This is a genomic window from Shewanella sp. K8 (assembly GCF_028823715.1).
GTDB lineage: Bacteria > Pseudomonadota > Gammaproteobacteria > Enterobacterales > Shewanellaceae > Shewanella > Shewanella algae.
Genome location: NZ_JAPEHY010000037.1, coordinates 24,998 through 51,876 on the forward strand (window position 1 = coordinate 24,998; position 26,879 = coordinate 51,876).

25 protein-coding genes are annotated in these 26,879 nt (G+C 54.6%); 9 read left to right on the plus strand and 16 right to left on the minus strand.

The annotated features are described in order from the left end of the window. Positions 1-6: 6 nt before the first annotated feature. Positions 7-1,284 carry an O-acetylhomoserine aminocarboxypropyltransferase/cysteine synthase family protein gene (locus ON072_RS17490; RefSeq protein WP_028780172.1) on the minus strand — a complete coding sequence of 426 codons (1,278 nt, stop codon included), beginning with the start codon at positions 1,282-1,284 and terminating at the stop codon, positions 7-9. Positions 1,285-1,573: 289 nt separating this feature from the next. On the opposite strand from ON072_RS17490, the gene ON072_RS17495 reads away from it, so the two are divergent. The 4 genes from ON072_RS17495 to ON072_RS17510 all read left to right on the plus strand — a co-directional run bounded on the left by ON072_RS17495 (position 1,574) and on the right by ON072_RS17510 (position 5,206). Next, the gene (locus ON072_RS17495; protein WP_028780176.1) at positions 1,574-2,911 is read left to right on the plus strand and encodes a Na+/H+ antiporter NhaC family protein; all 1,338 of its coding nucleotides are present in this window, start codon (positions 1,574-1,576) and stop codon (positions 2,909-2,911) included. Positions 2,912-3,011: 100 nt separating this feature from the next. Further along, a complete protein-coding gene (locus tag ON072_RS17500; RefSeq protein ID WP_025010033.1) occupies positions 3,012-3,686 on the plus strand; it encodes a hypothetical protein in 675 nt (224 codons plus the stop codon). A 59-nt stretch (positions 3,687-3,745) separates the two neighbouring features. Next, positions 3,746-4,459 (plus strand): RNA pseudouridine synthase, encoded by a 714-nt coding sequence (locus ON072_RS17505; protein WP_144380052.1) that lies wholly within the window; start codon positions 3,746-3,748, stop codon positions 4,457-4,459. A 126-nt stretch (positions 4,460-4,585) separates the two neighbouring features. Further along, on the plus strand, positions 4,586-5,206 hold the full coding sequence (locus ON072_RS17510) for a LysE family translocator (RefSeq protein WP_274626115.1): 621 nt from the start codon (positions 4,586-4,588) through the stop codon (positions 5,204-5,206). 21 nt (positions 5,207-5,227) lie between these two features. Here ON072_RS17510 and ON072_RS17515 read toward each other — a convergent pair whose 3' ends face one another. The 3 genes from ON072_RS17515 to ON072_RS17525 form a co-directional block, all read right to left on the minus strand. Further along, positions 5,228-6,835, minus strand: coding sequence for a hypothetical protein (locus ON072_RS17515; RefSeq protein ID WP_234503566.1), 1,608 nt, complete (start codon positions 6,833-6,835; stop codon positions 5,228-5,230). Between the two features lie 125 nt (positions 6,836-6,960). Further along, positions 6,961-7,470 (minus strand): hypothetical protein, encoded by a 510-nt coding sequence (locus ON072_RS17520; protein WP_025010031.1) that lies wholly within the window; start codon positions 7,468-7,470, stop codon positions 6,961-6,963. Continuing rightward, positions 7,463-8,209 (minus strand): winged helix-turn-helix domain-containing protein, encoded by a 747-nt coding sequence (locus ON072_RS17525; RefSeq protein WP_109247568.1) that lies wholly within the window; start codon positions 8,207-8,209, stop codon positions 7,463-7,465. The genes ON072_RS17520 and ON072_RS17525 overlap by 8 nt, the downstream gene beginning before the upstream one ends. Before the next feature lie 426 nt (positions 8,210-8,635). Here ON072_RS17525 and ON072_RS17530 point away from each other — a divergent pair, with 426 nt between their 5' ends. Further along, positions 8,636-9,457 carry a hypothetical protein gene (locus tag ON072_RS17530; RefSeq protein ID WP_025886951.1) on the plus strand — a complete coding sequence of 274 codons (822 nt, stop codon included), beginning with the start codon at positions 8,636-8,638 and terminating at the stop codon, positions 9,455-9,457. A gap of 10 nt (positions 9,458-9,467) precedes the next feature. Further along, positions 9,468-10,010, plus strand: coding sequence for a hypothetical protein (locus ON072_RS17535; protein WP_208128493.1), 543 nt, complete (start codon positions 9,468-9,470; stop codon positions 10,008-10,010). On the opposite strand, the gene ON072_RS17540 is transcribed toward ON072_RS17535, so the two are convergent. The 7 genes from ON072_RS17540 to ON072_RS17570 form a co-directional block, all read right to left on the minus strand. Next, positions 10,007-10,627 carry a hypothetical protein gene (locus tag ON072_RS17540; protein WP_054744601.1) on the minus strand — a complete coding sequence of 207 codons (621 nt, stop codon included), beginning with the start codon at positions 10,625-10,627 and terminating at the stop codon, positions 10,007-10,009. The genes ON072_RS17535 and ON072_RS17540 overlap by 4 nt on opposite strands. Continuing rightward, entirely contained in the window at positions 10,620-11,408 is a 789-nt protein-coding gene (locus ON072_RS17545) for a winged helix-turn-helix domain-containing protein (protein WP_096142336.1), read from the minus strand. Before ON072_RS17545 ends, ON072_RS17540 begins: the two co-directional genes overlap by 8 nt. A gap of 111 nt (positions 11,409-11,519) precedes the next feature. Beyond that, a complete protein-coding gene (gene nhaD / locus ON072_RS17550; protein ID WP_025010025.1) occupies positions 11,520-12,974 on the minus strand; it encodes a sodium:proton antiporter NhaD in 1,455 nt (484 codons plus the stop codon). A 221-nt stretch (positions 12,975-13,195) separates the two neighbouring features. Beyond that, complete coding sequence (locus ON072_RS17555; RefSeq protein ID WP_044733810.1) at positions 13,196-13,933, minus strand: DUF481 domain-containing protein; 738 nt, start codon at positions 13,931-13,933, stop codon at positions 13,196-13,198. A 150-nt stretch (positions 13,934-14,083) separates the two neighbouring features. Continuing rightward, positions 14,084-14,266: a DUF2474 family protein gene (locus tag ON072_RS21100; protein WP_037466649.1), complete on the minus strand. Its 183-nt coding sequence runs from the start codon at positions 14,264-14,266 to the stop codon at positions 14,084-14,086. After that, the gene (cydB, locus tag ON072_RS17565; RefSeq protein WP_025010023.1) at positions 14,250-15,257 is read right to left on the minus strand and encodes a cytochrome d ubiquinol oxidase subunit II; all 1,008 of its coding nucleotides are present in this window, start codon (positions 15,255-15,257) and stop codon (positions 14,250-14,252) included. Before cydB ends, ON072_RS21100 begins: the two co-directional genes overlap by 17 nt. A 2-nt stretch (positions 15,258-15,259) precedes the next feature. Continuing rightward, a complete protein-coding gene (locus ON072_RS17570) occupies positions 15,260-16,657 on the minus strand; it encodes a cytochrome ubiquinol oxidase subunit I (RefSeq protein ID WP_261752934.1) in 1,398 nt (465 codons plus the stop codon). Positions 16,658-16,798: 141 nt separating this feature from the next. Between ON072_RS17570 and ON072_RS17575 the strand changes: the two genes are divergently transcribed. Beyond that, positions 16,799-18,214: an aminotransferase-like domain-containing protein gene (locus tag ON072_RS17575; protein ID WP_261752933.1), complete on the plus strand. Its 1,416-nt coding sequence runs from the start codon at positions 16,799-16,801 to the stop codon at positions 18,212-18,214. Between the two features lie 18 nt (positions 18,215-18,232). Here ON072_RS17575 and ON072_RS17580 read toward each other — a convergent pair whose 3' ends face one another. After that, on the minus strand, positions 18,233-18,913 hold the full coding sequence (locus ON072_RS17580; protein ID WP_167716790.1) for an ArsR/SmtB family transcription factor: 681 nt from the start codon (positions 18,911-18,913) through the stop codon (positions 18,233-18,235). Between the two features lie 115 nt (positions 18,914-19,028). Here ON072_RS17580 and ON072_RS17585 point away from each other — a divergent pair, with 115 nt between their 5' ends. Next, positions 19,029-19,520 (plus strand): DUF2938 domain-containing protein, encoded by a 492-nt coding sequence (locus tag ON072_RS17585; RefSeq protein ID WP_025010020.1) that lies wholly within the window; start codon positions 19,029-19,031, stop codon positions 19,518-19,520. Positions 19,521-19,580: 60 nt separating this feature from the next. Here the strand turns inward: ON072_RS17585 and fba are convergent, their stop codons facing one another. From fba to tkt, 4 genes are all read right to left on the minus strand, one after another. Further along, positions 19,581-20,648: a class II fructose-bisphosphate aldolase gene (gene fba / locus ON072_RS17590; protein ID WP_025886945.1), complete on the minus strand. Its 1,068-nt coding sequence runs from the start codon at positions 20,646-20,648 to the stop codon at positions 19,581-19,583. A gap of 114 nt (positions 20,649-20,762) precedes the next feature. Further along, the gene (locus ON072_RS17595; protein ID WP_025886944.1) at positions 20,763-21,938 is read right to left on the minus strand and encodes a phosphoglycerate kinase; all 1,176 of its coding nucleotides are present in this window, start codon (positions 21,936-21,938) and stop codon (positions 20,763-20,765) included. An 88-nt stretch (positions 21,939-22,026) separates the two neighbouring features. Continuing rightward, positions 22,027-23,043, minus strand: a complete 1,017-nt coding sequence (epd, locus tag ON072_RS17600; protein WP_261752932.1) for an erythrose-4-phosphate dehydrogenase — start codon at positions 23,041-23,043, stop codon at positions 22,027-22,029. Between the two features lie 131 nt (positions 23,044-23,174). Further along, positions 23,175-25,169 carry a transketolase gene (gene tkt / locus ON072_RS17605; protein ID WP_261752931.1) on the minus strand — a complete coding sequence of 665 codons (1,995 nt, stop codon included), beginning with the start codon at positions 25,167-25,169 and terminating at the stop codon, positions 23,175-23,177. A gap of 445 nt (positions 25,170-25,614) precedes the next feature. Between tkt and metK the strand changes: the two genes are divergently transcribed. After that, positions 25,615-26,766 carry a methionine adenosyltransferase gene (gene metK / locus ON072_RS17610; protein ID WP_107006086.1) on the plus strand — a complete coding sequence of 384 codons (1,152 nt, stop codon included), beginning with the start codon at positions 25,615-25,617 and terminating at the stop codon, positions 26,764-26,766. The last annotated feature ends 113 nt before the right edge of the window (positions 26,767-26,879 follow it).

Below are 26,879 nucleotides of genomic sequence, written 5' to 3' on the forward strand. Positions count from 1 at the left end.
ATGTCATCAAGCCTGGGAGGCTTCCAGCGCCTGGGCCACATCGCTGATGATGTCGTCTATATGCTCAATTCCCACAGAGATCCGGAGCAGATCTTCACTCACCCCGGCGCGAGCCAACTCCTCGGCGTTGAGCTGCCTGTGGGTCGTGGTGGCAGGGTGACAGGCCAGTGACTTGGCATCGCCTATATTCACCAGACGCAAGATCATCTGCAGCGCATCGATAAAGCGCCCGCCGGCCTCTTTGCCCCCCTTGATACCAAAGCTGATAATGCCGGACGCCTTACCCGAGGTGATTTTGTCGCAATTGGCCTTATAAGGGCTGTCTGCCAGGGCGCCATAATTGACCCAGTTAACCAGCGGGTGGGACTGCAGGTAACTTGCCAGCGCCTCGGCATTACTGCAGTGGCGCTCCATCCTCAGGCTCAAGGTCTCCAGCCCCTGCAGCAGTAAAAAGGCGCTGTGTGGTGATAGAGCCGCGCCGGTATTACGCAGAGGCACCACCCGGCAACGGCCGATATAAGCCGCCGCGCCGAAGGCTTCGGTATACACCACCCCATGGTAGGAGGGGTCCGGCTGATTGAGCACCGCAAATCTGTGTTTATTGGCGACCCAGTCAAACTTGCCCGAATCGATGATCACCCCGCCCACTGTGGTGCCGTGGCCACCGACATACTTGGTGAGCGAGTGGACGACGATATCGGCGCCATGTTCGAAGGGGCGGCACAGCACAGGGGTCGCCACAGTGTTATCCACCACCAAGGGCACACCATGTTTGTGGGCAATTTCTGCCAGACGCGCGATATCGACAATATTGCCGGCGGGGTTGCCTATGGATTCACAAAATACCGCCTTGGTGCGTTCATCAATAAGCGACTCCAGGGTATCGAAGTCATCGAACGACGCCATGCGCACCTCAACCCCCTGGCGCGGCAGAGTATGGGCGAACAGGTTATAGGTGCCGCCGTAGAGCTGGCTGCTGCTGACTATGTTGTCGCCCACTTCCGTCAGCGCCTGCAGCGCATAAGTGATGGCCGCCATTCCAGAGGCCAGCGCCAGCGCGCCAATGCCGCCTTCGATGGCCGCCATTCTGGCTTCGAGCACGGCGTTGGTGGGGTTCATGATGCGACTGTAAATATTGCCGGGCACCTTGAGGTCAAACAGATCGGCGCCGTGTTGAGTATCGTCGAAAGTATAGGACGTCGTCTGATAGATGGGCACCGCCGCCGACTTGGTGGTGGCTTCCGATTCATAACCATGGTGCAACGCCAGGGATTCCAGTTTCATCTCGCGCTCCTTGATGACGAGTAATGCAGTTTTAAGTTTGATATCAAGCTAGCAAACAGACATCCAGATGTCTAAATTTTTTTCAAGCAGTTTTCCCTGAGTCGTGCTTAGTGCACAAAATCGACGTAGAAGTAAAAACATCTAGACGTCTAAATTGACAGACGACTGGCTATCCCCTATTCTTTCGCCTAATTTGTCAGGAGATGATGCCGTTAAGACAATGCAATTCAGCGAGTTTGGCTGCTGCGGAGGGAATCCCCGGCCGAACGTGATTCACAGAGAGTAGATTTTGACCCAGAACAACACTTCTCCGGCCGTTAAAGCTCCGGCCTCATTTGTGGCACTACTGCCATTGTTTCTGTTTCTGGCGCTGTTTATCGGTGCCGGGGTCTATTTCCAAAGCCAAGGGGTAGACTTTGCCTTCTATCAGTTGCCGAGCCCGATAGCGATATTACCGGCGATTGTACTGGCCATTTTGCTGTCCAAGCAAAAGCTCAACCAGACCATGAACACCTTTATGGCGGGGATAGGCCACAACAACATCATCGCCATGTGCCTAATCTATCTACTGGCCGGTGCTTTTGCCGCCGTGGCCAGTGCCACTGGTGGGGTTGATGCCACAGTTGCCTTGGGGCTTAAGCTGATCCCGGCCAATCTGCTGCTGCCCGGCTTTTTCATTATCGCCGCCTTTATCGCCACCGCCATGGGCACCTCCATGGGCACGATTGCCGCCGTGGCTCCTATCGCCCTCGGGGTTGCCGATCAGGCAGGGATTGAACTGCCACTGATGGCGGGCTCTGTGATGTCAGGCGCCCTGTTTGGTGACAACCTGTCTATTATCTCGGATACCACTATTGCCGCGACCCGCACCCAGGGCTGCGAAATGAGAGACAAGTTCCGTGAAAACCTGATCTTTGCCATTCCGGCGGCGATTGTGACCCTGTTGCTGTTCGGTTTCCTCTCTTCCGGTCAAGCCGAACTGCCACCACAGGAGGTCGACTTTGTTAAGGTATTACCTTACTTGAGTATTCTGGTGCTGGCCGTCGCCGGGCTGAACGTGTTTGTGGTACTGGCCATCGGCATTTTGCTGGCCGGGATAACAGGGTTTGTCACTCAAGATTACTCGCTGCTGACCTTCGGTAAGGATATCTACAAAGGCTTTGGCAATATGCAGGAGATCTTTATCCTCTCCATGCTGGTTGGTGGCCTGGCGGCCCTGATGCAGCAGCAAGGTGGCCTGAGCTTTGTCAGCCAGCAGATAGAGAAGCTGATAGCCCGTTTCTCCCGCGCCAAGGGTGAAGCCTCCTGTCGCGCCGCCGAGCTGGGGATGGCGGGGATAGTGGCTTTGACCAACTCCTGTGTGGCCAACAATACCGTCTCTATTGTGGTCAGCGGCGATATCGCCAAAGATCTGGCAGCCAAACATGGGGTTGCCCCGAAACGCGCCGCCAGTATTCTGGATATTTTCGCCTGTATCATTCAGGGGCTTATTCCCTACGGTGCCCAGGCATTGCTGATAGCTTCCCACTTCAAGATCTCTCCCCTGGAAGCCGTTGCCAACACCTGGTACTGCATGATCCTGGCCTTGGTTGCCGTGGTGATTGTGATACTGCGTCCCCGCAGTTAAACTAGCGGGCGCAATAACCAAACCGGTCCCTGCGACCGGTTTTTTTGTCGCCGTCATTTGGCGACTATTATTGAATGCAGGTATTCAAACGAGCCATTCCATGCCCCTGTACGAGCAATACCATAAGCAAGATCCGCAGCGCCTGGCATTTATGATGTCTCTGGTGGGCGTCAGCATAGCGGCACTGGGCATGGCCTCCTCCTTCTGGGCCGCCTATGACAACTTGGGCAGCGCCATTTTCAGCATGCGCATGGACAGACTGGGCGACTACTTGAGCTCGCCGCTGGCCTATGTCTACAATATCTCGCTACTGCTCGGCGGCGCCTGCTTCATCTTGGCCATGGGTGGCCTCTGGTGGCAAAAGCACAGCGCGGCAGCCAGCTTGTTGTCAAGATCAGGCATAGCGGTTGGCTTGGGGATAGTGGCGCTGGGGGTCTTCCCCTATAATGAACTCTTTGCCCACCAGCTGGCTGCTATCTTCTTTATTGCCAGTACCTTGGTAATGTTCACCCTTTGCTGCTATTGCTTTGTCTCCCACAGAGCGCTCTGTAACCTGCCGCTGTGCCTGTTCAGCCTTCTGGGGATAATGTCTGCCATCGGCCTGTTATCCCAGTTGCAATGGCCATCGATGAACTATGCCTCTTGTTCGGTGCAAACCCTCTGCCCTTCGGTATGGTTTATGTGGTTGCATTCCATTGCCACTGTGTTTGCCGGCCTCAGCCTGTCGGCCACCGTATATCGACTGTGGCACTGGTCGCAGCCGCTCAACGACTGATGACTGAAAAACCGTATAGGGCTGACGCGACAGCGCCAAAAACAACCCGACAAGCCACAATGCGCCTTGCCCACTATCTGGCGCAATCCGGTCTGTGCTCAAGACGCGAAGCCGCCAGACGCATCGAAGCCGGAGAGATTTTTCTGGGTGACAGGCCAGCCAAACACACAGACAGAGTCACCCTCGCCGCCGGGCAGCGCCATTGTATTGAGAAGTTGTTTTATCTGGGCGAGCCCGTCGCCGCCCCGACACCTTACGCTTATCTGCTATTCAATAAACCCGTCGGGATAGATTGCCGCCTGCTCAAGGATGACCCGAGCAGCCTATCGCATTTATTGCCCCAGGATAAACGCCTGTATCCGGCCGGAAGGCTGGATAAAGACTCCCGCGGCCTGTTGCTGCTCAGCAACGACGGCGAGCTGACCCAGCAACTGATGCATCCGGATTTTTGCCACAGCAAACACTACCGGGTCACTCTGGAGCGGGCATTTACTGACGCGTTTATCCATGCCTTGAGAAACCCAATGGATTACGGGTATGGTCAGGTGCGGGCATCACAAGTCACGCCAATTTCGGCAAACAGTTTTGAAATCATTCTGACTCAGGGCAAGAAGCGGCAAATTCGCCGTATGTGTCGGCATTTGGGCTACAGAGTCACAGATCTCTGCCGTACCCGGATAATGGAGTTAACACTTGATAGGCTTGCTGAAGGGGAGTTTAGAGAGCTCAGCCGTGCACAAATCGCCGCGCTCAAAGCGTCACTTCAACGCTGAACAAGCCACATAATCTTTAGTGCGATTCCTGATTGGTTTATTGCTAAACTAAGCGGCTTGTTGGCCCTGCCCCCAATCCCCCCGGGAAATAGGCAACCATACTCATCACTCGTTTCAGGAGACATCATGCTAGAACTCTTCGCCGTCGCCTGTATCACTATGTTGGCCGTTATCAGCCCTGGGGCTGATTTTGCCATGGTATCCCGCAATAGTATGGTACTCGGACGCCGGGCCGGTCTGATGACGGGTGCCGGTATATCACTGGGCGTATGGGTACATGTGCTCTACTCCATTGCCGGTATCGGACTGCTGATCTCCCAGTCACTGTGGCTGTTCAGCCTGATCAAGTTTGCCGGTGCGGCTTATCTGATCTATCTCGGCATCACCATGCTCAGAAGCAAGGCGGTTGAAGCATCTGAATTGCAGACCCAGGAAGTGATTTCCGATTGGGCGGCACTCAAGAGTGGGTTTCTGACCAATGCCCTCAATCCCAAGACGACATTGTTTGTGGTAGCACTCTTTACCCAGGTTATCGATCCCCAGACCAGCACTCTGACCCAAATAGGTTATGGCGCCTTTATGTCAGCCGCCCACCTGGTGTGGTTTTCATTGGTGGCTTTATTGTTTTCCTCGCAAGCTGCCCGTCGCTCCGTGGCCCGTTGTCGCCACTGGGTTGAACGCGCCATAGGCGGCGTTTTGGTCAGCCTGGGGCTGGGATTGGCCTTTTCCTCTGTGGGACGTTCCTGAGCAGTTTCACGGTGAAGGCCGTCAGGGTTGACTGCCTTCACCGTTTTTAGGCTCGCTTGCCCGGGAGGAGATGGTTTTATCTTCCTTCCCGCCGGGTTGCAGCTCAGACAGAAGATCGGCGGCCTGAGTCACGGCCGCCAGATTAGCCTGATGTTCCTCTTCCGCCATAGTCTTGGATTCGGCGCGCTCTTCCTTGCTGCGTCTGGACTCTCCACTGGCCTTGACCTCTGAATCATAGGGCAGGTCCTCAATTCCCGGCAGTGAATCCGGAATATCACTGGGGCTGACATCCACTATCTGTGAACGGTTCATGGTGATCTTGTATCTGGCATAGCGCGGCGCCTGCTTGCCCTCTTTGAGCACAGCCACCAGGTTTATCTGATAACGCCGCTCCACCGACTCATTGCTGATCCTGCCATCGGTTTCGGTGTAAATTTTGGCCTTGCCGCGCTCCAGATAGCGGGCAAAGGGTACTAAGCTGAACACCACCTGTTCCTGCAACGTGTTGTAACCGGAAAGAAACTCGGTATCTGCCACCTTGGTCTGAATGCCATAGTGAAGAATTTCGGCATCGACCTTATTTTGGCTGTGGCGCCGCCTGAGGATCTCTTTGACATCTTTGGGAAGATCCTGGCTGCGCATAAATTCAAGCCAAACCAGCTGCTTGGCAATGAACTTTTGGTTGGTGGTGTCTCTCAATATCCGGCTCCAGCGCGGTCGTCCCCGCTGGATATAACGCCAAAGGGCATTGCGTACATCGTCTTTAAAGATCTCCCGCGCACCGTAAATCAGCGCCAGTACCAGCACCAATACCAGGGTCACACCGCTGAATACCCCCTGGGCCTTGATGATCAGCGCCGACACCACCAACATTACCAGGGCCGTAGCCAATCCTGTGGTCAGCTTCTTGAGCCCTGTGCCCAGAGGTTTGATTTCCTCTTTGAGTACCACCCCTTGCTGAATAAGCCTTCTGAGCAGCAACATCTTGTTGGCAATGCGGTTGGGATCCTGCAGGGTCTGCGCCGAATTGTAGTGCCGCTCCGCCCGATAGTTATTCTCCACCCGGCAGAGGGTGATCACCTTGTCCGAGATATGGCTGAAGTCGCTGTTTCTGGGGCCATGGGCCAGCAGTTTCAGCAGTTGCTGTTCACAGAACCAGGACAGGTAGTTATCGGCATTCTCGAAATAGTGCTTCCATTTGGCATCGGCCGGCTCGTTGCGGCGAAACTTCTTCAGCAAAATCGCTGTCTGCTCGGTTAACTCCTCCAGCAAGGGATAGAAGTTTTCCGGCTCGGATTGCCGCGAAATCTCTTTGGCATCGTTCTCCATCGCCACCACAAACTGGTAGGCAAACAGGTTCAGATAGAGGCGAAACTCTTCAACGGTACGCTTCTTCTGACTCACAAACCTGGATTGCACCAAGGGCAGATGCAGGCCATCCGAGTAGTAGGAACGCCGACCGAGAATGGCGCTGAAGTAGTATTCCTCTTCATTCAGGCTCTGCGGCCCTATGCCCATCTCCTTGGGCAGGGAAAAGTAGAGATCCAGCTTGCGCTGCTCCCCGACATCCATCAGATGGCTGAACTTGATGGATAGATTTTCTTCCTGCTTGATACGTAGTTTGGACACAATAATGGAACACTATCAATGAATTGATGAAAGATCCTGACTATAGCCCAAGCAACACGGGAATGGGATAGCGCACCGGCGTTAACTGAGTGGAAATGGTGAAATCGTCAGCAAAAATTCAGCGGTCAGTGGATCAGGCGACAGCCACATACTGTGTTGCTCGGTTGGAATAACACAATAGCATAGTCTTTGGCTTCATCGGCATCGAGGATCTCCAGTGCCAAATGATGCAGGCCTTCGTTGCTGAGGTTGAAACTGGAAATATAGGAGAGATATTGCATGTGGGCGGGTCTTGCACCCTTGCCGGAAAGTTCCTGTTTGTCCGTGACCAGAATTTGATAACGGCCGGCTTCTTCCGAAGCCAGTTGCCCCTGCATCAAGATACTGCCGGCGGGGGTGCCATCCATGTTGAAGTAACGATAGTTGACCAGGGCTCGCTTGCCTTTGGTCTGCAGATCCAGCAGCAGGTAGTGCTGCGCATCTTCGCCCTCGTTCAACTGCCGGTCGTAGAGCTCGGAGCTGCAGTTAAGCGCCAAAGCGGGCGCTGTCTGGCTGAAACGATAGATCACCAGCAAACAGCCGAGCAGAAAGATCAGGATCAGCAGATTTATCATCCAAAGCCAACGTCTAGCCACAGAGATCAACCTCCTTGAGCCAAGGTACGCTCACAAATGCCTTCACCTGACGGCCATCGCTGATCTTGAGATTACGCACCACGGATTGTCCCAGATACTCGCCTCTCAAGGTGAGGTTAAGCACCTGCTTATCATGGGACAGCGATACATATAACTTGCGCCAGGGGCTGCTCTTGCACTGGGCTAATGCCGAGGCCAACACCTTACCCTGCTCGGTCAACAACTGGTTGTTGGTGCGGGAGTTGGAATAGAAAAACAGCTCCATTCTCTGACCCGAAAGCAAGGTCAATTCCTGCTTGTTCAGCGGAATGGTGGGCGCCACTCTGGGCAAGCGATACAGATAGAAGATACTGAGGCCGAGCATGAATATCAGCACCAAGCCTACCAGCAGTTGTTTGGGACCTGCATTCAACCTGGACTCCAGCACTCCTGCAGGTTTACGGGCCACAGATGAGCGCAGCAGATACCCCTGCCCCTTGACCGTTTCAATCAAAGACTCATATTCGGGCCCCAGAAAGGCACGCAACATACAGACAGCACGGGCTACGGACGAATCGCTCAAAGGGGGATGATTGTCATCACCGGCGCGCAACTCGATACGGGAAACCAAACGCCCCTGATTGGCGAGCAGGAGTTTCAGTACCTGTAACTCCGCCCGGGGAAGATGCCAGCTATCCCCCCGGCCCCTGTGTTGTAACTCACCGCTGGCTTCATCAAACCAGCAGTCGCCTATCTGCATTATATTCCTCCTGTTTTATATGGTTATGAGTCTATGCAAGAAATCTAATCACTACTGTGATCCTCTTAACCCTGACACAGGAAAAAGTTTAAAAAGTGATCCAACTCAGGCGAGGCGCCGACCAAGAGGGAAGCAAGTGGCATTTTGTGAACCAGTACCCAGGGTTGAAGCCACTGAAGACTGAGGGAAAAAGCCATGAAGACGCCATTAATCAACATGAATGCAACAAATAAAGTGACCCATATCAAATGCTAATCCTCAATGGGTATCAAGATGCAAGCCGTCAATCGTCTTTGCATGTCAAAAATCCGTTTTCGGCCAACTCAGGATTCATGCGCGCTGAATCACAACCTTCATCAGGCATCCCCCTAAGCTGAAGACAACCGACCAGGTCGGGAAAAACAAAGACAACAAAGGGTGATAAATATGAGCATTAACAGACGTCAGGCCCTCGGCCAGATCATTGGAATTAGCGCCGCAGCAGCCGGAGCCGGCCTCACGGCCACTTGTGCCTTTGCAGCCACGGATGAGTCAGGAAACTACCGCCTGGAACTGGGGGAAAAACTCAAATATGCCCCATTGGATCCCATGGCGACCGCCAAACTCGCTTATGAAACCGGCGGTGGCTGTATGCATCAGGTATTTCACGCTACTGTGACCATGCTGGCGCAGTCCGCCAGTGTCGATGCCGATAAGTTTGCCACTATTCCAACGGCGCTGGCCGGTTATGGTTTTGCCGGGGTCACCGGCCAGGGCACGCTTTGCGGTAACCTCAATGCGGTAGGTATGTTGGTCAATATTCTCGATGACATCAATGGCCAAAATGCCGCCGTCATCGGCGCCCTGTTCCGCTACTACGAGAATACCGAACTGCCTTTGTCCAGCGATGAGTTCGTTGCCGGTATTGGCTCCACCGCCGAAAAGACCGCCCTGGTGGTCAAGTCCTCGGTTGCCAACAGCGTGCTGTGCCACTCCTCCATCAGTAACTGGTCCAAGGCCTCAGGCAAGACCTTCTCCGAAAAAGGCGAACGCTGCTATCGTTTGTCGGCCTCCATTGCCTATCATCTGGTGGAGCTCCTGAACCGAGCCCACAAGGGCGAAGACTTGGCCGCCCTGCCGGAGAGCAAACCCAGCACCGAAGCCCAGAGTTGCCAGAGCTGTCATGGCTCCAGCAGCACCATGGGACCGGCCGCCAGCGTCAAGACAGATATGGAATGTACCACCTGTCATACCGGGCACTTTAACTGAGGATTATCCGATGAAAATCAGCTATCTGAGCCTGCTGCTCGGCTCGGCCCTGATCTTGGGAGGCTGTGGCAGCGATGATGACAACAGTAATGGTGGTGGCGAGATCACCCCGCCGCCGGTGGAGAAACCCAGCCAGGATATTGCCGAGGCAAGCAGTATTGAGTTGGCCCTCAATAGCTTCGATCCCGACTCAGGCCAGGTCACCTTTGCCCTGCAAAACGCCGAAGGCAAGGCGCTCACCAATGCCGCCAAGTACCGGATCACCTACTTTGGTTATCCGGCAGAAGAGCAGGCTTCCACCAAGCCCAAAGCCTGGAAACGCTGGCATGTGACCTATGGTTACAGCTGCGATCCGGCGACCGAGTGCGCTGAACCGCTACAGGCTCTGGACAGTGCCGGCAGCTACAGCTTCAGTCCATCAGGGCTGGATTGGGATGCCAATGCCGCCAGCGGTGCCGTCAGCCGTTATAAGGTGGCCATAGAGGTGTTTGGCACAGAGATCAGCAATGAGCTGACACTCTACTCTCCCACCACAGGGGAAGGTGCGAACTAACCCCCGAAAACTGCCCCATCAAATAAGCCGCTGATCAGGGAGAGCAGCGGCTCTTGGGCCTTATCCTCCTCAAACTCACTCATACGACAGGCCCAGAGGTGATCTCCAGGCGTCACCTGGATAAGTGCATAGTCGGCCAGAATATCCATCTCAAGTACATGCAGCCTGAGATCCAGTTTGCCTGGCTGAGCCAACGCCTTATTGATACTGTCCCGCATCGCCAGCAGATATGGTGGCAACTCTGCTTCATCCACTTGCAGCTTTTCCTGTCGCTGCTCCAGGCTTATCAAATAGCTCAGGGAGCCAGGCTCAACCCCTTTGATGCTCCCTGTCAGTTCGATGCTGGCCCAAGGCTCAGAGTCGTGACGATAGCTCACCCGCAGTCTGGCATGACCATTTTCTGTGGCTATCCTGAGCCTGAGTTTTTCAGTGTTGGCCTGATCCACAGCCATGCCGGGACGGATCAAACTCGCTTCACAGTTGAAATTAGGGCTAAGACGTTTGGAAATCAGGGTATCGGCCCAGAGAATGCCGGCAGCAAACAAGAGCAGTAATAACAGCAACAGTATCCAGATCCGGTTTTGGCGTAACCGCCGCCGCAGAGTCGATTCAGTCACAGCGCAGTGCCTCCCTCAGCCAGGTATATTCGGGGGCGCAGGCGTTCATCTGGGCCATGGTCAACTTATAAGCCTTGAGGTACTCGCCTTGGTCGCCTTCTCCCTTGACCACCATACTCAACACCTTGTTGTCATCGCTGAGGGAGATGGAAATAGTGCGCCAACTATCGGGGCAGCGTGTCAGCCAGTCTTCAATGCCTTGAGTCAAATCTTTCAATGCGGCCAATGCCTTGGGGTCGCCGTAGAGACGCAAAAAGGTAGTACTGCCCGAAGGGTGTACGAGTTTAATCACCTCATCCGGCGTTTCCAGATAGCGCAGTGGCCCAACCCTGGATGACAAAAAAAACAATGCCAGTGCGCTCAGCAGTAACATCCAACAATAGTGACGCCAGGGCGTTTGTCCCTTGGGGGACAAAGAGATGGGCCTGCGGCCTCGAGTCTTGCTGTGCAGCAAAAAACCTTGCCTGTCTACGGATTCCAAGAGGTCGCTGTGCTCGGGTCCCAGGTATTGGCGGATCCTGGCCACCGCCTGCTCCAATAAATGCCCTTGATTGGCGGGAATGGCGGCCTCCTGCAGCAGTTGCATTCTGGATACCACCTGCCCCCTGTGAGCCAACAAAATATTCAGCACACACTGCTCTGTTTCAGACAGTGTCCAGCTCATCCCGGATCCAGTATGTTTGAGCGTGCCGGTATCGGCATCAAACCAATAGCAACCTATCTGCATGGCGTGGCTCAGCAGCAAATGAATGGCGGCAGTATAAGGGAAAAAAACACCCATCCAGAGTGATCTGTATGGGTGTTTTTAGGCTTTTGACAAGAAGCGTGAACCGTCTCTCAGACTTTTCCCACAATTAAAATTTTGTTAATTAACAATATGATACATTCTTATCTAGAATGTAGAACTGTTAATCCAGAGGTGCACCAGAATGCTGGCTACGTAACCCAGGGCGATCACGGGTGTCCACCTGAGGTGAGCCCCAAAGGTGTATACCCCTCTCGCCTGCCCCATCAGCGCCACCCCGGCGGCACTGCCGATGGACAACAAACTCCCCCCAACCCCGGCGGTCAGGGTTACCAACAGCCATTGTCCCAACGCCATATCCGGGTTCATTGTCAGTACGGCAAACATCACTGGAATGTTGTCTATGATAGAGGACAGCACCCCAATGGCGACGTTGGCATAGGTGGGATCCCACTGGGTGTACATGGCATGGGATACCATGCTCAAATAGCCCATAAAGCCCAAACCGCCGACACACAGCACCACACCATAGAAGAACAGCAAAGTGTCCCATTCGGCTCTGGCAATACGGCTGAATACATCGAAAGGCACCACGTTACCCAGTTGCTCCAGACGCTTTTCATCCTGCATCAGGCGCGCCTTCTCCTGCGCTCTTGCCAGCGCTTTGGGGAAATTCTTCCTCAGGTAGAAGCCAAAACACTGCAGCAGTCCAAGGCCTGTCATCATGCCAAGCACAGGCGGCAGACCCAGCAGTGAATGGGTACACACAGCCATGGCTATGGTGAACAGGAACAGCAGCACTATCCGCTTGGCGCCTGTCTTGGTGTAAACCTTTTCAACCAGGGCATCAGATTTTTCCCTGGAAATAAACAGGCTCATGATCACCGCCGGCACCAGGAAATTCACCAGTGATGGCAGGAACAGCTTGAAGAACTCGGAAAAGTGCACCATACCCTTTTGCCACACCATCAGAGTGGTGATGTCCCCAAAGGGGCTGAAGGCGCCACCGGCGTTGGCCGCCACCACTATGTTGATGCACGACAGGGTGATAAAACGGCGATTATCGGCGCCCATTTTCATCACCACGGCGCACATCAGCAGCGCAGTGGTCAGGTTGTCGGCGATGGGCGAAATAAAGAAGGCCAGTAAACCGGTAAGCCAAAATATCTGGTATAAACTGAAGCCCTTGCTGACCATCCAACAACGCAAGGCGTCGAACAACTTACGTTCTTCCATGGCGTTGATATAGGTCATGGCCACCAGCAAAAACAGCAACAACTCGGCATATTCGAGCAGGTTATGTTTGAAGGCGGCTTCGGCCACTTCCGACATACCATTCTGGGTATAGACATAACCTATCATGCCCCAGATGAGACCGGCAGCGACCAACACAGGCTTGGACTTTCTCAGGTGCAGCTTCTCCTCCCCCATCACCAGTAAATAGGCGATGGCAAACAGAGTCAGAGCCAGATACCCCACGGTTGAGTCTGTCAGACTCAGGTTATTTGTGGCTTCCGTGCTAGCCAGGACCACAGGCGAAAACAGTCCTGACAAAATTCCCCCTAAGGCTGCGCAGCCCCCATGCAAACGCATTAACTTCATCTCTTTCTTCTCTTGGTAGGAAATTAACTAAAACCTAGCACAGAGAATGGAAAGCGAATCTTGATAAAACGCAAATTTCTGCAATTTAAGTGAGCAAGACCCGGCTCTAAGTGGCAGACCGCAGCAGAAGAATTGAAAAAGACTGGTAAAAAAACACCATAGATCACAAAAGCGCCCGCAGGCGCTTTTATCTGGTTCACACTTTTTATGTCACGGCTTTTTTAGAAAGAATACAGCAGTGTCATATTGGTTTCAGTGTCAGTGCTCTTTTTGTCGTCCAGCGGATCGCTGTTATAACGCACAATCACGGCAAACTTCATTGCCAGGGCGCCGATGATGTTGGCGGTCAGCGAAGTCTCGGAGCGGGCGTCGAGCTTGTCGCCATAATCGGCAATAAACATCTGGCGGAACTTGGAGGTCTTGCTGATCTCAAGCTCATAGTTGATCACTCCGTGAGCGACCCAGCTGGCGTCAGAGTTATAGCCCAGAATGGCGCTTTGCTCACTGTCCAGACGCTGATACTGGTAACCAGGACCTATCTCGGCATCCAGGAAGCTTTTGCTGCCCTGGAATACACGGTAGCCGTAACCGGCCGCACTGTTGAACTTGTAATCGTAACCAGTGAAGGGATCGGCTTCGTAGCTGGTGTTGGCAAACAGATAGCTGCGCTCATCCAGACGGTAGTTGCCCTGAACACCACCAAAATAACGCTTGGCAGTAACTTCTTCAGAATCTTCCTTGTACAGACCTTCGAGCAGGTACTGGTTTTCCCAGTTGCCCAGTTCGTGTTTCATCGCCAGGCGAGCCTTCACCGAAGAGGTTTCAGTGTTACCTGTGGTCAGGGTTGCCCCCAACTCCGCCTCACCGGCAAATGTTTTATCACCTTCGACAAAGTCAGCCCCAGCGTGAGCAAATGGTGCGACCAGCAGAATGGCTGCAGCGCTAAGCAGTTTTTTCATTCTTGTGCATCTCCGTTCAAAGCAATCCCCTAAAAAAACGGGCGCCATCTTAACATCTATGGCGAAAAATACGAAACAGCTCGCATTTTGCAGCTGAAAAAACCTGATTTCCGACACCGGTAACCGTTTTGTCTGACAGAGACAAGGCTATCAGGCCTTCAACCCGGCCGCAGACATCAGCAGTCGCAACAGCGAAGAGACACTCAGCAAAGAAAGAACACTCAAGCACCAAAGCAGCAGCATCCAACAGCCTGGACGGCTATCGAGCCAATTCTTAGCCGGGGCCAGCAGCCGGATGGCCCGGCCCCTCAAAGCGTCAATGATAGGCTTCATCGGCGCTCACCTTGCCGCGGAACACATAATAGGTCCAGCAGGTATAAACCAGAATAATGGGGATAATAAACAGAGCCCCCACCAACATGAAGCCTTGGCTCTGGGGTGGTGCCGAAGCCTGCCAGATGCTGATACCCGGTGGAATAATATAGGGCCAGATGCTGATCCCAAGACCGCAGAACCCCAGTAACACCAAGAGCAGCGTCATCACAAAGGGTTGGTAAGTATCTTGCCTTTGCAGGCCCAGGTACAGATTCCATCCCAGTAGTGCCGTCAATAAAGGCACGGGTGAGAGGAAAATCAGGTTCGGCAGTGAAAACCAACGCTCGGCGATTTGGGGATGTGCCAAAGGCGTCCAGATACTGACCAGCACTATTGCCACCAGCAAGCCTATGAGCAAAGAGCGGCTCAGCAGAAACATCTGTTGCTGCAGATGCCCCTGGGTCTTCATGATTAGCCAGCTGCTGCCAAGGAGTCCGTAAGCGACCACCAGCCCGACACCGCATAAAAGCGGGAAAGGCGCCAACCAGTCGAGCTGCGAGCCGGCAAAGCTGCGATCTATGACAGGGAAACCGGATATCACAGCCCCCAGCACCACCCCCTGGAAGAAGGTCGCTGCCACAGAGCCGATGGCAAATGCCCTGTCCCAGGCTTTTCTGTGGCCTTCAAACGCCTTGAAGCGAAACTCAAACGCCAAGCCTCGAAAGATAAGCGCCACCAGCATAAAGGTCAGCGGAATCGCCAAGGCATCGATAATCACCGCATAAGCCAGCGGAAAGGCGCCGAACAGCGCAGCCCCGCCCAGTACCAGCCAGGTTTCATTGCCGTCCCACACAGGTGCCACTGAGTTCACCATGATATCTTTGTCATGCCTGTCTCCAACCAAGGGCAGCAGTATCCCCACTCCCAGGTCGAAACCATCCATGACTATGTACATCAAGGTGGCGAAAATAATAATCACAAACCAGATAACAGCCAGATCAATGCCCATACTCAGCTCTCCTTATGCAGCTCGTCGCTGTGAAACAGTGAAATTCGCCCGACCAACGCAGGGCTTTCGGATAAGACTTCCTCGACCTTGGGCCCCTGACGGATAAGATTGAGCAGATAGAGATACCCCAAACCAAACACCAGGCTGTAGACCACAAAGAACCCCAGCAGGCTCAGGCTCATATGCAGCTCGCCATGGGCGGAGACCGCATCCCGGGTGCGCATTACCCCGTGAATGATCCAGGGTTGCCGCCCCACTTCCGTGGTTATCCAACCGGCCAACAGCGCTATGAGTCCCGATGGTCCCATGAACAGACTGAAGCGCAGAAACCAGCGGCTCTGGTACAGGCCACCACTGCGTCTGAGCCAAAGGCTGACGACACCGAGCAGCAGCATCAGCATGCCCAGTCCGACCATGACCCGAAATGACCAGAAGACGATAGGGACATTGGGCCTGTCTTCCACGGCAAACTCCTTCAGCGCTGGCACCTGGGCCTGGCTGTCGTGCATCAGGATCAAACTGGCCAGCGCCGGGATCTTGAGGGCATAGTCAGTGGTTTCTGTCTCCATATTGGGCCAGCCAAACAGGATCAGCGGTGTCGGCTCCCCCGAGCTGTTGTCCCAGTGCCCTTCCATGGCGGCGACTTTGGCCGGCTGATGCTCCAGGGTATTGAGCCCGTGAATATCCCCAAGCAAGGCCTGCAAAGGTGCACAGGCGAGGATCATCCACAGCGCCATGGAGAACATCTTGCGCACCGCCGGGTTGTCGTTGCCTTTAAGCAGGTGCCAGGCGCCCGATGCCGCCACCATCAAGGCGCAGCAGATAAAGGCAGCCACCGCCATATGCGAAAGACGCGGAATAAAGGAAGGGTTGAAGATAACCGCCAACCAGTCTGTCGGTACCACTTGACCGGCTTCAATGACAAAGCCCTGGGGCGTGTGCATCCAGCTGTTGGAGGCCAAGATCCAGAACATGGACATTATGGTGCCGAGGGCGACCATGCAGGTGGAGAAGAAGTGCAGCTGATCGCCGACTTTTTTCCAGCCAAACAACATCACCCCCAGAAATCCGGCTTCGAGGAAGAAGGCGGTCAACACTTCATAGGTCAGCAGAGGGCCGGTAATACTGCCGGCAAACTCGGAAAAGCCGCTCCAGTTGGTGCCGAACTGGTAAGCCATCACCAAGCCGGAAACCACCCCCATACCAAAGTTGACCGCAAATACCTTGGACCAAAAATGATACAGCTGCTTGTATACCGGATTACGCTTTTTGAGCCAAAGCCCTTCCAGTACCGCGAGATAACTTGCCAGGCCAATGGTGATGGCCGGGAAGATAATGTGAAAAGAAACTGTGAAGGCAAACTGTATGCGTGCCATTTCGAGTGCATCCAGTCCAAACATGAACCACCTCAAAGGGTCAATAAACCTGGCTGGCATCTTAAGGACTGAGACAAAACTATAATAGATACAGAAAATAAGATTTTATATATAACAGATTGAATAATTGTTATGCTGGGTGCAGGCAATAAAGCAGAGTAAACCATGGCCAAATATGAAACCCTTATCCAGCAATTGAGGCAACAGATACAAAGCGGTGTCTGGCAGGTGGGTGACCGCTTACCTTCACTCAGGGAGCAGACTCAGCAGAGCCAGATGAGTTTGATGACAGTGATGCATGCCTATCAGGTGTTGGAAAGCCAGGGCTGGATAGTTTCCCGCCCCCGTTCAGGTTACTTTGTCGCCCCGAAAGTGGCTGCCCCCAAGCCCCAAGGTCTGCATCAGTCCAGTGCTGTGACCCGCGCCGAGTCGGTGGATATCAACGCCTTTATCTTTGAGGTGTTGCAGGCCAGTCGCGATCCGGGGATCACGGGGTTTGGCTCCGCCTATCCGGATCCCGGGCTGTCGCCCCACAAACAGTTGAACCGGGCCTTGATTTCAAGCGCCAAGCCCCTGGATTCCGCCAGCGCTCTGGACAATCTGCCTCCCGGGAACCCGGCGCTCAGGCATATCTTAGCCCAACGCTACGCGGCGCAGGGAATGAGCATCTCGCCGGATGAAATAGTGATCACCGCGGGGGCACTGGAGGCATTAAACCTGAGCCTGCAGGCGGTTACCCGTCCCGGGGATTGGGTGGTGATAGAAAACCCCGCCTTTTACGGCGCCCTGCAGTCGCTGGAGCGCCTCGGTCTCAAGGCGCTCGCCATCCGCACCCATCCCCAGGAAGGGATAGATCTACAGTCTCTGGCCCAGGCGCTGCAAACTCACAGGGTCAAGGCCTGCTGGTTGATGACCAACTTTCAAAATCCCTTGGGCTGCAGTATGAGCGATGACAAGAAGCGTCGTTTGCTGAAACTCTTGCAGGAACACGACTGCTTTTTGATTGAAGACGATGTCTACAGTGAACTCTATTTCGGCAAGGAGAAGCCCCTGCCGGCCAAGGCCTTCGACCCGGACAACAGAACCCTGCACTGCGGCTCCTTCTCCAAGTCTCTGGTGGGCGGTTTTCGCGTCGGTTGGGTGGCCGCCGGCAAGATGGCGCTCAGTATTCAAAAACTGCAACTGATGAGCACCCTGGCCACCAGCACCCCGGTGCAATTGGCGCTGGCCCACTACCTGTCGACCCGCAGTTATGAGACCCACCTGCGACAATTGAGGCGCACCCTGGAGCAACGAAAATTCGCCACCTGGCAGGCATTGAAGAACCGCTTACCCGACAGTGTCAGAGTGCATTATGGCGATGGCGGCTATTTTCTCTGGGTAGAGTTACCCGAGGGGCGGGACACCACAGAGCTCTATCGCCAGGCGCTCTCGCAAGGAATAAGCCTGGCGCCGGGACAGATGTTCTCGGCGCACCGGGAGTTCAGCCACTGTTTTCGCATCAATGCCTCACTGCCTGGTGGGCCAAAGTTGGAGCAATCGATAGCCAGCCTGGCCAAGCTGATAAAAGGCGTTTTGTGATAGGTTCAGCTGTCCAAGTCAGACTTCCACCACCAAGCCGGCCGCCTTCCAGTCGGGGAAACCGGCATTGAGTCGCTTGGCATTAAAGCCCTGTGCCTGCAGCAAGGCCACCGCCTCATCCGACAGGGCGCAATAAGGGCCTCGGCAATAGGCCACTATCTCTGTGTGCTTGGGCAGACGTGCCAGTTCCGCTTCCAACAGAGGCAATGGCAGGTTGAGAGCCCCCGGCAGATGGCCGAGTAAAAACTCCTCTTCGGGACGCACATCCAGCAGCAATACATCACCACTTTCAAGCCGCGCCAACAACGCCTCCCGGGAAACCCCTTCACCGCTGCCCGGCTCCGGCTTATGGCGCGCCACCAGTTGATTAACCCGGGAACGCTGAAAATCGGCCAGCTGCGCCAGGCTCTGCAGCAGCACCAACAAGGGACCATCGGCCAGAGAATAGAGTACCTGTTTGCCTTCACGGCGACTGTCCACCATGCCTGCGCGTTTCAGTTGCTGCAGGTGTTGGGAGCAGTTGGCCAGAGTCAGACCGCACTGCTGGGCCAAACGCTCGACCGGCCATTCCCCCTGCGCTATCTGCTCCAGCAGCCTTAACCTGTGGCCATGAGAGAGTACCTTGGCAATATCCGCCAGTTCCCGGTAGTGACTATCGAGCTGCTGCCCCTGTGTCTCGGTCAGATTGTCGCTTGACATTTTTTCTTCACCAAACAATCATTCAATTAATTTATTGAATGATAGATTATCATCATCCATCAGGGGCGACAACCGCCCAGCCCGGATGGACAAAATACGACAAGGAGTAAGATAGATGCAGGAATTTCCCTTTTGGCTCAATGCGCTGCTTTTAGGTGTCGGTGCAACTCTGGTAATGGATATTTGGGCCTTGGCGCAAAAAATGCTGTTGGGGATCCCCTCACTGAGCTATCCCATGGTCGGTCGCTGGATAGGTCATTTACCCAAGGGAAAACTGATCCACAGCCCTATCGGCGCCTCGGCTGCCATCAAGGGCGAAGCCTGGCTTGGCTGGGGAGCGCATTATCTGATAGGCATCATCTTTGCCGCCATCTTGCTGGCGATCTGCGGTTCGCAATGGCTGCAAGCACCGAAGATCATGCCGGCGCTGCTGCTTGGCATTATCAGTGTATTGGCGCCCTTTCTTATTCTGCAGCCGGGACTGGGTGCCGGCCTTGCGGCCAGACGTACCCCGGCCCCCTGGACAGCCAGATGCAGAAGTCTGTTGGCCCATACGGTTTTTGGCCTTGGACTCTACCTGACGGCGCTGCTGCTATCTCTGCTTTAAACGCCGGAAACGGGACGTAAAAAAGCCCGCGAATGCGGGCTTTCAATACAGAGAACGGGATTACAGGTTGATCTGTGGATCCAGTTCGCCGGTTTGATAACGCTTGTACATGGCCTGCAACGACAGCGGCTTGATCTTGGAGCCCATACCGGCACAACCGAAGGCTTCGTAGCGAACGGTACAGATGTCGGCCATGGCTTCCATGGAGGCCTTGAGGAATTTGCGTGGGTCAAACTCAGCTGGGTTTTCAGCCAGGAACTTACGTACCGCACCGGTAGATGCCAGGCGCAAATCTGTGTCGATGTTAACCTTACGTACACCGTGCTTGATGCCTTCAACAATCTCTTCCAGCGGCACGCCGTAAGTTTCAGGGATGGCGCCACCATACTGGTTGATGATCTGCAGCCACTCCTGAGGTACAGAAGAAGAGCCGTGCATTACCAGATGAGTGTTGGGGATACGGGCGTGGATCTCTTTGATGCGGTCGATACGGAGCACATCGCCGGTAGGCTTGCGGCTGAACTTGTAAGCACCGTGGCTGGTACCTATGGCAATGGCCAGGGCATCCACATGAGTGTCGGCCACGAAGCGGGCGGCTTCTTCCGGGCTGGTCAGCATCTGCTCGTGGCTCAGGGTACCTTCGGCGCCGATACCGTCTTCTTCGCCGGCCATGCCGGTTTCCAGACTACCCAGACAGCCGATTTCACCTTCAACAGAAACACCACAGGCGTGGGCGAAGGCCACTGTCTTGCGGGTAACATCGACGTTGTACTCATAAGAGGCAGGAGTCTTGCCGTCAGACATCAAGGAACCGTCCATCATCACAGAGCTCATGCCGAGCTGGATGGAACGCTGACACACGTCAGGGTGAGTACCGTGGTCCTGGTGAATACACACAGGGATATCCGGATACTGCTCGAGGGCAGCCGCCATCAGATACTTGAGGAACTGAGGACGGGCATACTTACGGGCACCGGCTGAAGCCTGCACAATCACAGGGCTGTCAGTGGCTTCGGCGGCCTGCATGATGGCTCGCATCTGCTCCAGGTTGTTAACGTTGAACGCCGGGACGCCGTATCCATGTTCGGCGGCGTGGTCCAGCAGTTGGCGTAGGGAAATAAGGGCCATTTTTTTACTCCAATAATAGGGTGAATTGCTTCACCGAGGTCGCTATCGCTTGGATTTAACTTGATGCTCCCGGCAAAGCCGGGAGCGGTTTCTTTATAATTCTTTTGATTTTGCTCAGTTACCGCGGGCCTTGAGCATGGCCACAGCCGGCAACTCTTTACCTTCGAGGAACTCGAGGAAGGCACCGCCACCGGTAGAGATGTATGACACCTTGTCGGCAATGCCATATTTGTCCACGGCGGCCAGAGTATCACCGCCACCTGCGATGGAGAAGGCCGGTGACTCGGCGATCGCCTGGGCGATACGCTTGGTACCTTCGCCGAACTGGTCGAACTCGAATACCCCAACCGGGCCGTTCCAGACTATGGTACCGGCTTGTTGCAAGATAGCTGCCAGGGCTTCGGCGCTATCCGGGCCTATGTCGAAGATCATCTCATCGTCGGCAACCTCGGCCACTGGCTTCAAGGTAGCCACGGCTGCAGGGCTGAACTCCTTGCCAACCACCACATCGGTAGGCACAGGGATATCGCCGCCACGGCTCTGGGCATTGGCCACCAGGCGCTTGGCTTCATCGATAAGGTCAGCTTCATAGAGCGACTTGCCCACAGGATGGCCGGCGGCGGCAATAAAGGTGTTGGCGATACCACCACCCACTACCAGTTGATCCACTATGCCGGACAGAGATTCAAGCACTGTCAGCTTGGTCGACACTTTGGAGCCACCGACAATCGCCACCAAGGGACGCGCCGGGTTATCCATCGCCTTACCCAGGGCATCCAGCTCAGCCGCCAGCAATGGGCCGGCGCAGGCTATCGGGGCAAACATGCCGACACCATGAGTCGAGGCCTGGGCGCGGTGAGCGGTACCAAAGGCATCCATCACATAGACATCACACAGGGCTGCCAGTTGCTTGGAAAGAGCCTCGTCGTTTTTCTTCTCACCCTTGTTGAAGCGGACGTTTTCAAACACCACGACTTCACCTTGGGCAACTTCGACGCCATCCAGATAGTCTTTTTCCAGACGTACCGGGCAGTTCAGCGCCTTGGCCAGATAATCCACCACAGGCTTGAGGGAAAACTCCTCATTGTATTCGCCTTCGGTTGGTCGTCCCAGGTGGGACATCACCATCACGGCAGCCCCTTTTTCCAGTGCCAACTTGATAGTGGGCAGCGAAGCCCGCAGACGCGCGTCGCTGGTGACCACGCCATCGGCCACAGGCACGTTGAGATCTTCACGGATAAGCACACGCTTGCCCTGAAGATCCAGCTCTGACATCTTGATAATTGCCATTTTTACGCTTCCTTCTTAATCAAAAACAAATCTGTTTCACTAAGGGCGGCGCCTTCCCTGCCACCCTGGAATAATCTGTTGCAGCCTCTCAGGCGCTGCGGGCCTTGATCATCGCCAGCGCCGTATCCAACATACGGTTGGCAAAGCCCCATTCGTTGTCGCACCAAAGCAACAGCTTCACCAGTTGGCCATCACTGACCCGGGTCTGGGTGCCGTCGACCACGCTGGAACGCGGATCATGATTAAAATCGCATGATACCAGAGGCTCATCAGTATAGCCCAGAATGCCCTCAAGCCGGCCATGGGTCGCCTGTTCCAGCACCTGGTTTACCTTGGCAATATCCACTCTGTCATTGAGAGTCACAGACACATCTATGGCGGTGACATTAATAGTGGGCACCCGCACTGAAATGGCCTCAAACTTATCCTTCATCTGCGGCAGGATACGCTCTATGCCGCGGGCCAGCTTAGTGTCGACAGGAATGATCGATTGCCCGGCGGCGCGGGTTCGGCGCAGATCGTCGTGATAGGCATCTATCACCTGTTGATCATTCATCGCCGAGTGGATAGTGGTAATAGCGCCGCTCTTGACCCCAAAGTGCCGATCCAGCACATCGATAACAGGGACAATACAGTTGGTGGTACAGGATGCGTTGGACACCACAGTGTGTTCGGCGGCCAACAGTTCCTGGTTGACACCATAGACTATGGTGGCGTCAACATCCGCCGAAGAGGGATGACTTATCAATACCTGGCGGGTACCGGCCTGGATATGAGCCTCGCAGCTCTGTCTATCAGACAGGGCGCCTGTGGCTTCGAACACCAAGTCGATATCCAGCTCGCCCCAGGGCAGTTTGTCTGCCTCCGGCTCTGCCAACAGTCTGATGCTATCGTCCCCCAGTTGCATCATGCCGTCTGCAAGACTCGCGCGGCTATGGAAGCGACCATGGGTGGTGTCATAGTTGGTGAGGTGGACTATGGCCTCGGGCTTGGCCAGTTCATTGATGGCAACGATCTGAATTTGCTGCCTTTTACCCGATTCGTATAAGGCACGGAGAATTGAGCGGCCGATGCGGCCATAACCATTGATTGCGACTCTGATCATGGAGATCCTGTTCCTCTAATGAGGGATGCTGATTGGGTAACGGCCTGTCTTCCTGACAGGCCGTTGCACTTCCTGTGCGGCATTCCATTGCCTGGTTGCCGCACAGTCATTTCCAATCAGGCAGGCGCGGCTCAGGCGAGCAGAGCCTTACCGGCTTCAACCACTTTATCTACAGTGAAACCGAACATCTCAAACAACTGATTGGCAGGCGCTGACTCACCGAAGCTGGTCATGCCAATAATGCGACCGTTCAGGCCCACATATTTATACCAGTAATCGGCTATGCCCGCTTCCACTGCCAGTCGTTTTGTGACATTGGCTGGCAGTACGGCTTCTTTATAAGCCGCGTCCTGTTGGTCAAATACGTCGGTAGATGGCATAGAAACCACACGCACCTTGGCGCCAGTAGCAGCCAGCTCAGCCTGTGCCTTAACCGCCAACTCAACTTCGCTGCCGGTGGCAATGATGATCAGCTCAGGCGCGCCTTCGCAATCCACCAGCACATAACCGCCCTTGGCCACATCGCTCAGTTGCTCGGCGCTGCGTGGCATCTGGGTCAGGTTCTGACGCGAGAAGATAAGTGAAGTTGGGCCGTCTTTGCGCTCTATGGCGTACTTCCAGGCAATGGCAGATTCTACCTGGTCACATGGGCGCCAGGTGCTCATGTTGGGAGTCATACGCAACGAGGCAATCTGCTCAACCGGTTGGTGAGTCGGGCCGTCTTCACCCAGACCGATGGAATCGTGTGTATAGACCTGAATGTTCTGCACCTTCATCAGCGCAGCCATGCGCATGGCGTTACGGGCGTATTCCATAAACATCAGGAAGGTGGCGCCGTAAGGTACAAACCCGCCGTGCAGGGCAATACCGTTGATGATGGCGGTCATACCAAACTCACGCACACCATAGTGCAGGTAGTTGCCACTGGCCTCTTCGGCCGAAATAGGCTTGGAACCTGAGTACATGGTCAGGTTGGAAGGCGCCAGGTCGGCACTTCCCCCTAAGAATTCCGGCAGCATTTTACCGAAGGCTTCCAGGGCATTTTGCGAGGCTTTACGGGAAGCGATATTGGCAGGATTGGCCTGCAGCTGCTCTATATAGGCTTTGGCATCGGCGTCAAAGTTGGCTGGCAGTTCACCGTTGAGGCGACGCTTGAGCTCGGCGGCCATCGCAGGGTGAGCGGCTTCATAGGCGGCGAACTTGTCGTTCCAGCTGTTTTCAGCGGCCTTACCGGCTTCCTTGGCATCCCAGGCGGCATAGATTTCAGATGGGATCACGAATGGGTCGTGCTTCCAGCCCAGGAATTCACGGGCGGCGGCGATTTCAGCATCACCCAGCGGCGCACCGTGGCAGTCGTGAGAACCTGACTTGTTGGGAGAACCGTAACCTATGATGGTCTTGCAGCAGATCAGCGATGGACGCGGATCGGCCTTGGCGGCGTCGATGGCAGCGTTGATAGCTTGCGGATCGTGACCGTCGACACCGGCAACCACGTGCCAGCCGTAGGCTTCAAAGCGCTTGGGGGTATCATCACTGAACCAGCCTTCAACATGACCGTCGATGGAGATACCGTTGTCGTCCCAGAAGGCGATCAGTTTGCCAAGACCCAGAGTACCGGCCAGAGAGCAGGCTTCGTGGGAGATACCTTCCATCAGACAGCCGTCACCCATGAAGACATAAGTATGGTGATCGACAACATCGTGACCGTCACGGTTAAACTGAGCCGCCAGAGTCTTTTCCGCAATCGCCATACCTACGGCATTGGTGATGCCTTGGCCCAGAGGCCCTGTGGTGGTTTCGATGCCGGGAGCATAACCATATTCAGGGTGGCCCGGAGTACGTGAGTGCAGTTGCCGGAACTGCTTGAGATCTTCAATGCCCAGATCATAACCCGCCAGATGCAGCAGTGAGTAATGCAGCATGGAACCATGGCCGTTTGACAGCACAAAGCGGTCGCGGTCAGCCCATTGAGGGTTCACAGGGTTGTGTTTGAGGTGATCCCGCCACAGGACTTCGGCGATATCTGCCATCCCCATGGGAGCACCGGGGTGGCCGGAATTGGCCTTTTGGACAGCGTCCATACTTAAAACACGGATAGCGTTAGCGAGTTCTTTACGGGAAGACATGCTCTCTCCTGCTTGATCTTAGAGGTCTTGGGCAAAATGGAGCCATATTTTCCCCTACCGGGCAGAAGGACGCAAATAAAATTCGCCCACCCACGGCGCCAAAAGCAGCCCAGGCTTTGCTTTGTGTTTACATTTGCGCCTCATTTGCGAAGCCTGCCGCTCACAAAGCTGTCAACTTGCCTGTCCGCTGATCGCTTTCAACGCAAATGCCAAGGCTGAATTGCCAGAGGAAAAGTCTAGATTCAGATACAGATGAATCTGATAAATTTCAGCAAAATAGCTGAAAACAGTAAAAAAAGATTTGAGTCATTTGAGCCGATTCCTGCGCCATGGCGCACAAATATTTGCGACAAGGGGTGTCATCCAAGTCGAATTCTACTAAAATGGCCGTCTAGATGTAGATGCTTCTACACGTTTGAATTCCACAGACGAGATTTTCCGAATTATGGCAAAACACTTGTTTACCTCTGAGTCGGTCTCAGAAGGACATCCAGATAAAATCGCCGATCAGATTTCTGATGCGGTACTCGACGCGATTCTGGCTCAGGATCCCAAGGCCCGTGTAGCCTGTGAAACCCTGGTCAAGACAGGTATGGTACTGGTAGCCGGTGAAGTCACCACCTCTGCCTGGGTCGATATTGAAGAACTGACCCGTAAAACCGTTCGCGAAATAGGTTATACCCACTCAGATATGGGCTTCGATGCCGACAGCTGTGCGGTACTGAACGCCATCGGTAAGCAGTCCCCCGATATCAACCAGGGTGTGGACCGTGCCGATCCCAAAGAACAGGGTGCCGGTGACCAGGGTCTGATGTTCGGTTACGCCAGCAATGAGACTGACGTGCTGATGCCGGCTCCTATCACTTATGCTCACCAGTTGGTTAAGCGCCAGTCAGAAGTACGCAAGAGCGGTGCTCTGCCTTGGCTGCGTCCCGATGCCAAGTCTCAGGTGACTTTCGCCTACGAAGACAACAAGATTGTCGGTATCGATGCCGTGGTACTTTCTACCCAGCATTGCGGTAGCGTCAGTCAGGCGGATCTGGTGGAAGGCGTGATGGAAACCATCATCAAGCCGGTATTGCCTGCCCAGTGGCTGAATAAGGACACCAAGTACTTCATCAACCCAACCGGCCGTTTCGTTATCGGTGGTCCCATGGGTGACTGTGGTTTGACCGGTCGCAAGATCATCGTTGATACCTACGGCGGCATGGCCCGTCACGGTGGTGGCGCCTTCTCAGGTAAAGACCCATCCAAGGTTGACCGTAGCGCCGCTTACGCTGCCCGTTACGTTGCCAAGAACATAGTGGCTGCCGGTCTGGCGGATCGCTGTGAAATCCAGGTGTCTTACGCCATTGGTGTGGCCGAACCGACTTCCATCAGTGTGGAAACCTTCGGTACCGGCAAAGTCTCGCAAGAGCTGCTGATCCAATTGGTTCGTCAGCACTTCGATCTGCGCCCATACGGCCTGACCGAGATGCTGGATCTGGCGCGTCCCATCTATCAAGGCACCGCCGCTTACGGTCACTTCGGCCGTGATGAGTTCCCATGGGAGCAAACCAACAAGGCTGAAGCTCTGCGCGCCGACGCAGGTCTGTAATAGACTCAGCTTGCAAAAAACCGCCTCAGGGCGGTTTTTTTATTGTCACCCCAAAACTACCTCCTATGGAGGTGGTGATCGTCAAGTCGGGGCTCAGCCCGAAGAGTGCCCAT

Coding starts and splice junctions, on each gene's coding strand:
- ON072_RS17490 (WP_028780172.1), bottom strand. CDS start 1,284: ATGAAACTGGAATCCCTGGCGTTGCACCATGGTTATGAATCGGAAGCC.
- ON072_RS17500 (WP_025010033.1), top strand. CDS start 3,012: ATGCCCCTGTACGAGCAATACCATAAGCAAGATCCGCAGCGCCTGGCA.
- ON072_RS17505 (WP_144380052.1), top strand. CDS start 3,746: ATGCGCCTTGCCCACTATCTGGCGCAATCCGGTCTGTGCTCAAGACGC.
- ON072_RS17510 (WP_274626115.1), top strand. CDS start 4,586: ATGCTAGAACTCTTCGCCGTCGCCTGTATCACTATGTTGGCCGTTATC.
- ON072_RS17525 (WP_109247568.1), bottom strand. CDS start 8,209: ATGCAGATAGGCGACTGCTGGTTTGATGAAGCCAGCGGTGAGTTACAA.
- ON072_RS17530 (WP_025886951.1), top strand. CDS start 8,636: ATGAGCATTAACAGACGTCAGGCCCTCGGCCAGATCATTGGAATTAGC.
- ON072_RS17535 (WP_208128493.1), top strand. CDS start 9,468: ATGAAAATCAGCTATCTGAGCCTGCTGCTCGGCTCGGCCCTGATCTTG.
- ON072_RS17545 (WP_096142336.1), bottom strand. CDS start 11,408: ATGGGTGTTTTTTTCCCTTATACTGCCGCCATTCATTTGCTGCTGAGC.
- nhaD (WP_025010025.1), bottom strand. CDS start 12,974: ATGAAGTTAATGCGTTTGCATGGGGGCTGCGCAGCCTTAGGGGGAATT.
- ON072_RS17555 (WP_044733810.1), bottom strand. CDS start 13,933: ATGAAAAAACTGCTTAGCGCTGCAGCCATTCTGCTGGTCGCACCATTT.
- ON072_RS21100 (WP_037466649.1), bottom strand. CDS start 14,266: ATGAAGCCTATCATTGACGCTTTGAGGGGCCGGGCCATCCGGCTGCTG.
- cydB (WP_025010023.1), bottom strand. CDS start 15,257: ATGGGCATTGATCTGGCTGTTATCTGGTTTGTGATTATTATTTTCGCC.
- ON072_RS17570 (WP_261752934.1), bottom strand. CDS start 16,657: ATGTTTGGACTGGATGCACTCGAAATGGCACGCATACAGTTTGCCTTC.
- ON072_RS17575 (WP_261752933.1), top strand. CDS start 16,799: ATGGCCAAATATGAAACCCTTATCCAGCAATTGAGGCAACAGATACAA.
- ON072_RS17580 (WP_167716790.1), bottom strand. CDS start 18,913: ATGTCAAGCGACAATCTGACCGAGACACAGGGGCAGCAGCTCGATAGT.
- ON072_RS17585 (WP_025010020.1), top strand. CDS start 19,029: ATGCAGGAATTTCCCTTTTGGCTCAATGCGCTGCTTTTAGGTGTCGGT.
- fba (WP_025886945.1), bottom strand. CDS start 20,648: ATGGCCCTTATTTCCCTACGCCAACTGCTGGACCACGCCGCCGAACAT.
- ON072_RS17595 (WP_025886944.1), bottom strand. CDS start 21,938: ATGGCAATTATCAAGATGTCAGAGCTGGATCTTCAGGGCAAGCGTGTG.
- epd (WP_261752932.1), bottom strand. CDS start 23,043: ATGATCAGAGTCGCAATCAATGGTTATGGCCGCATCGGCCGCTCAATT.
- tkt (WP_261752931.1), bottom strand. CDS start 25,169: ATGTCTTCCCGTAAAGAACTCGCTAACGCTATCCGTGTTTTAAGTATG.
- metK (WP_107006086.1), top strand. CDS start 25,615: ATGGCAAAACACTTGTTTACCTCTGAGTCGGTCTCAGAAGGACATCCA.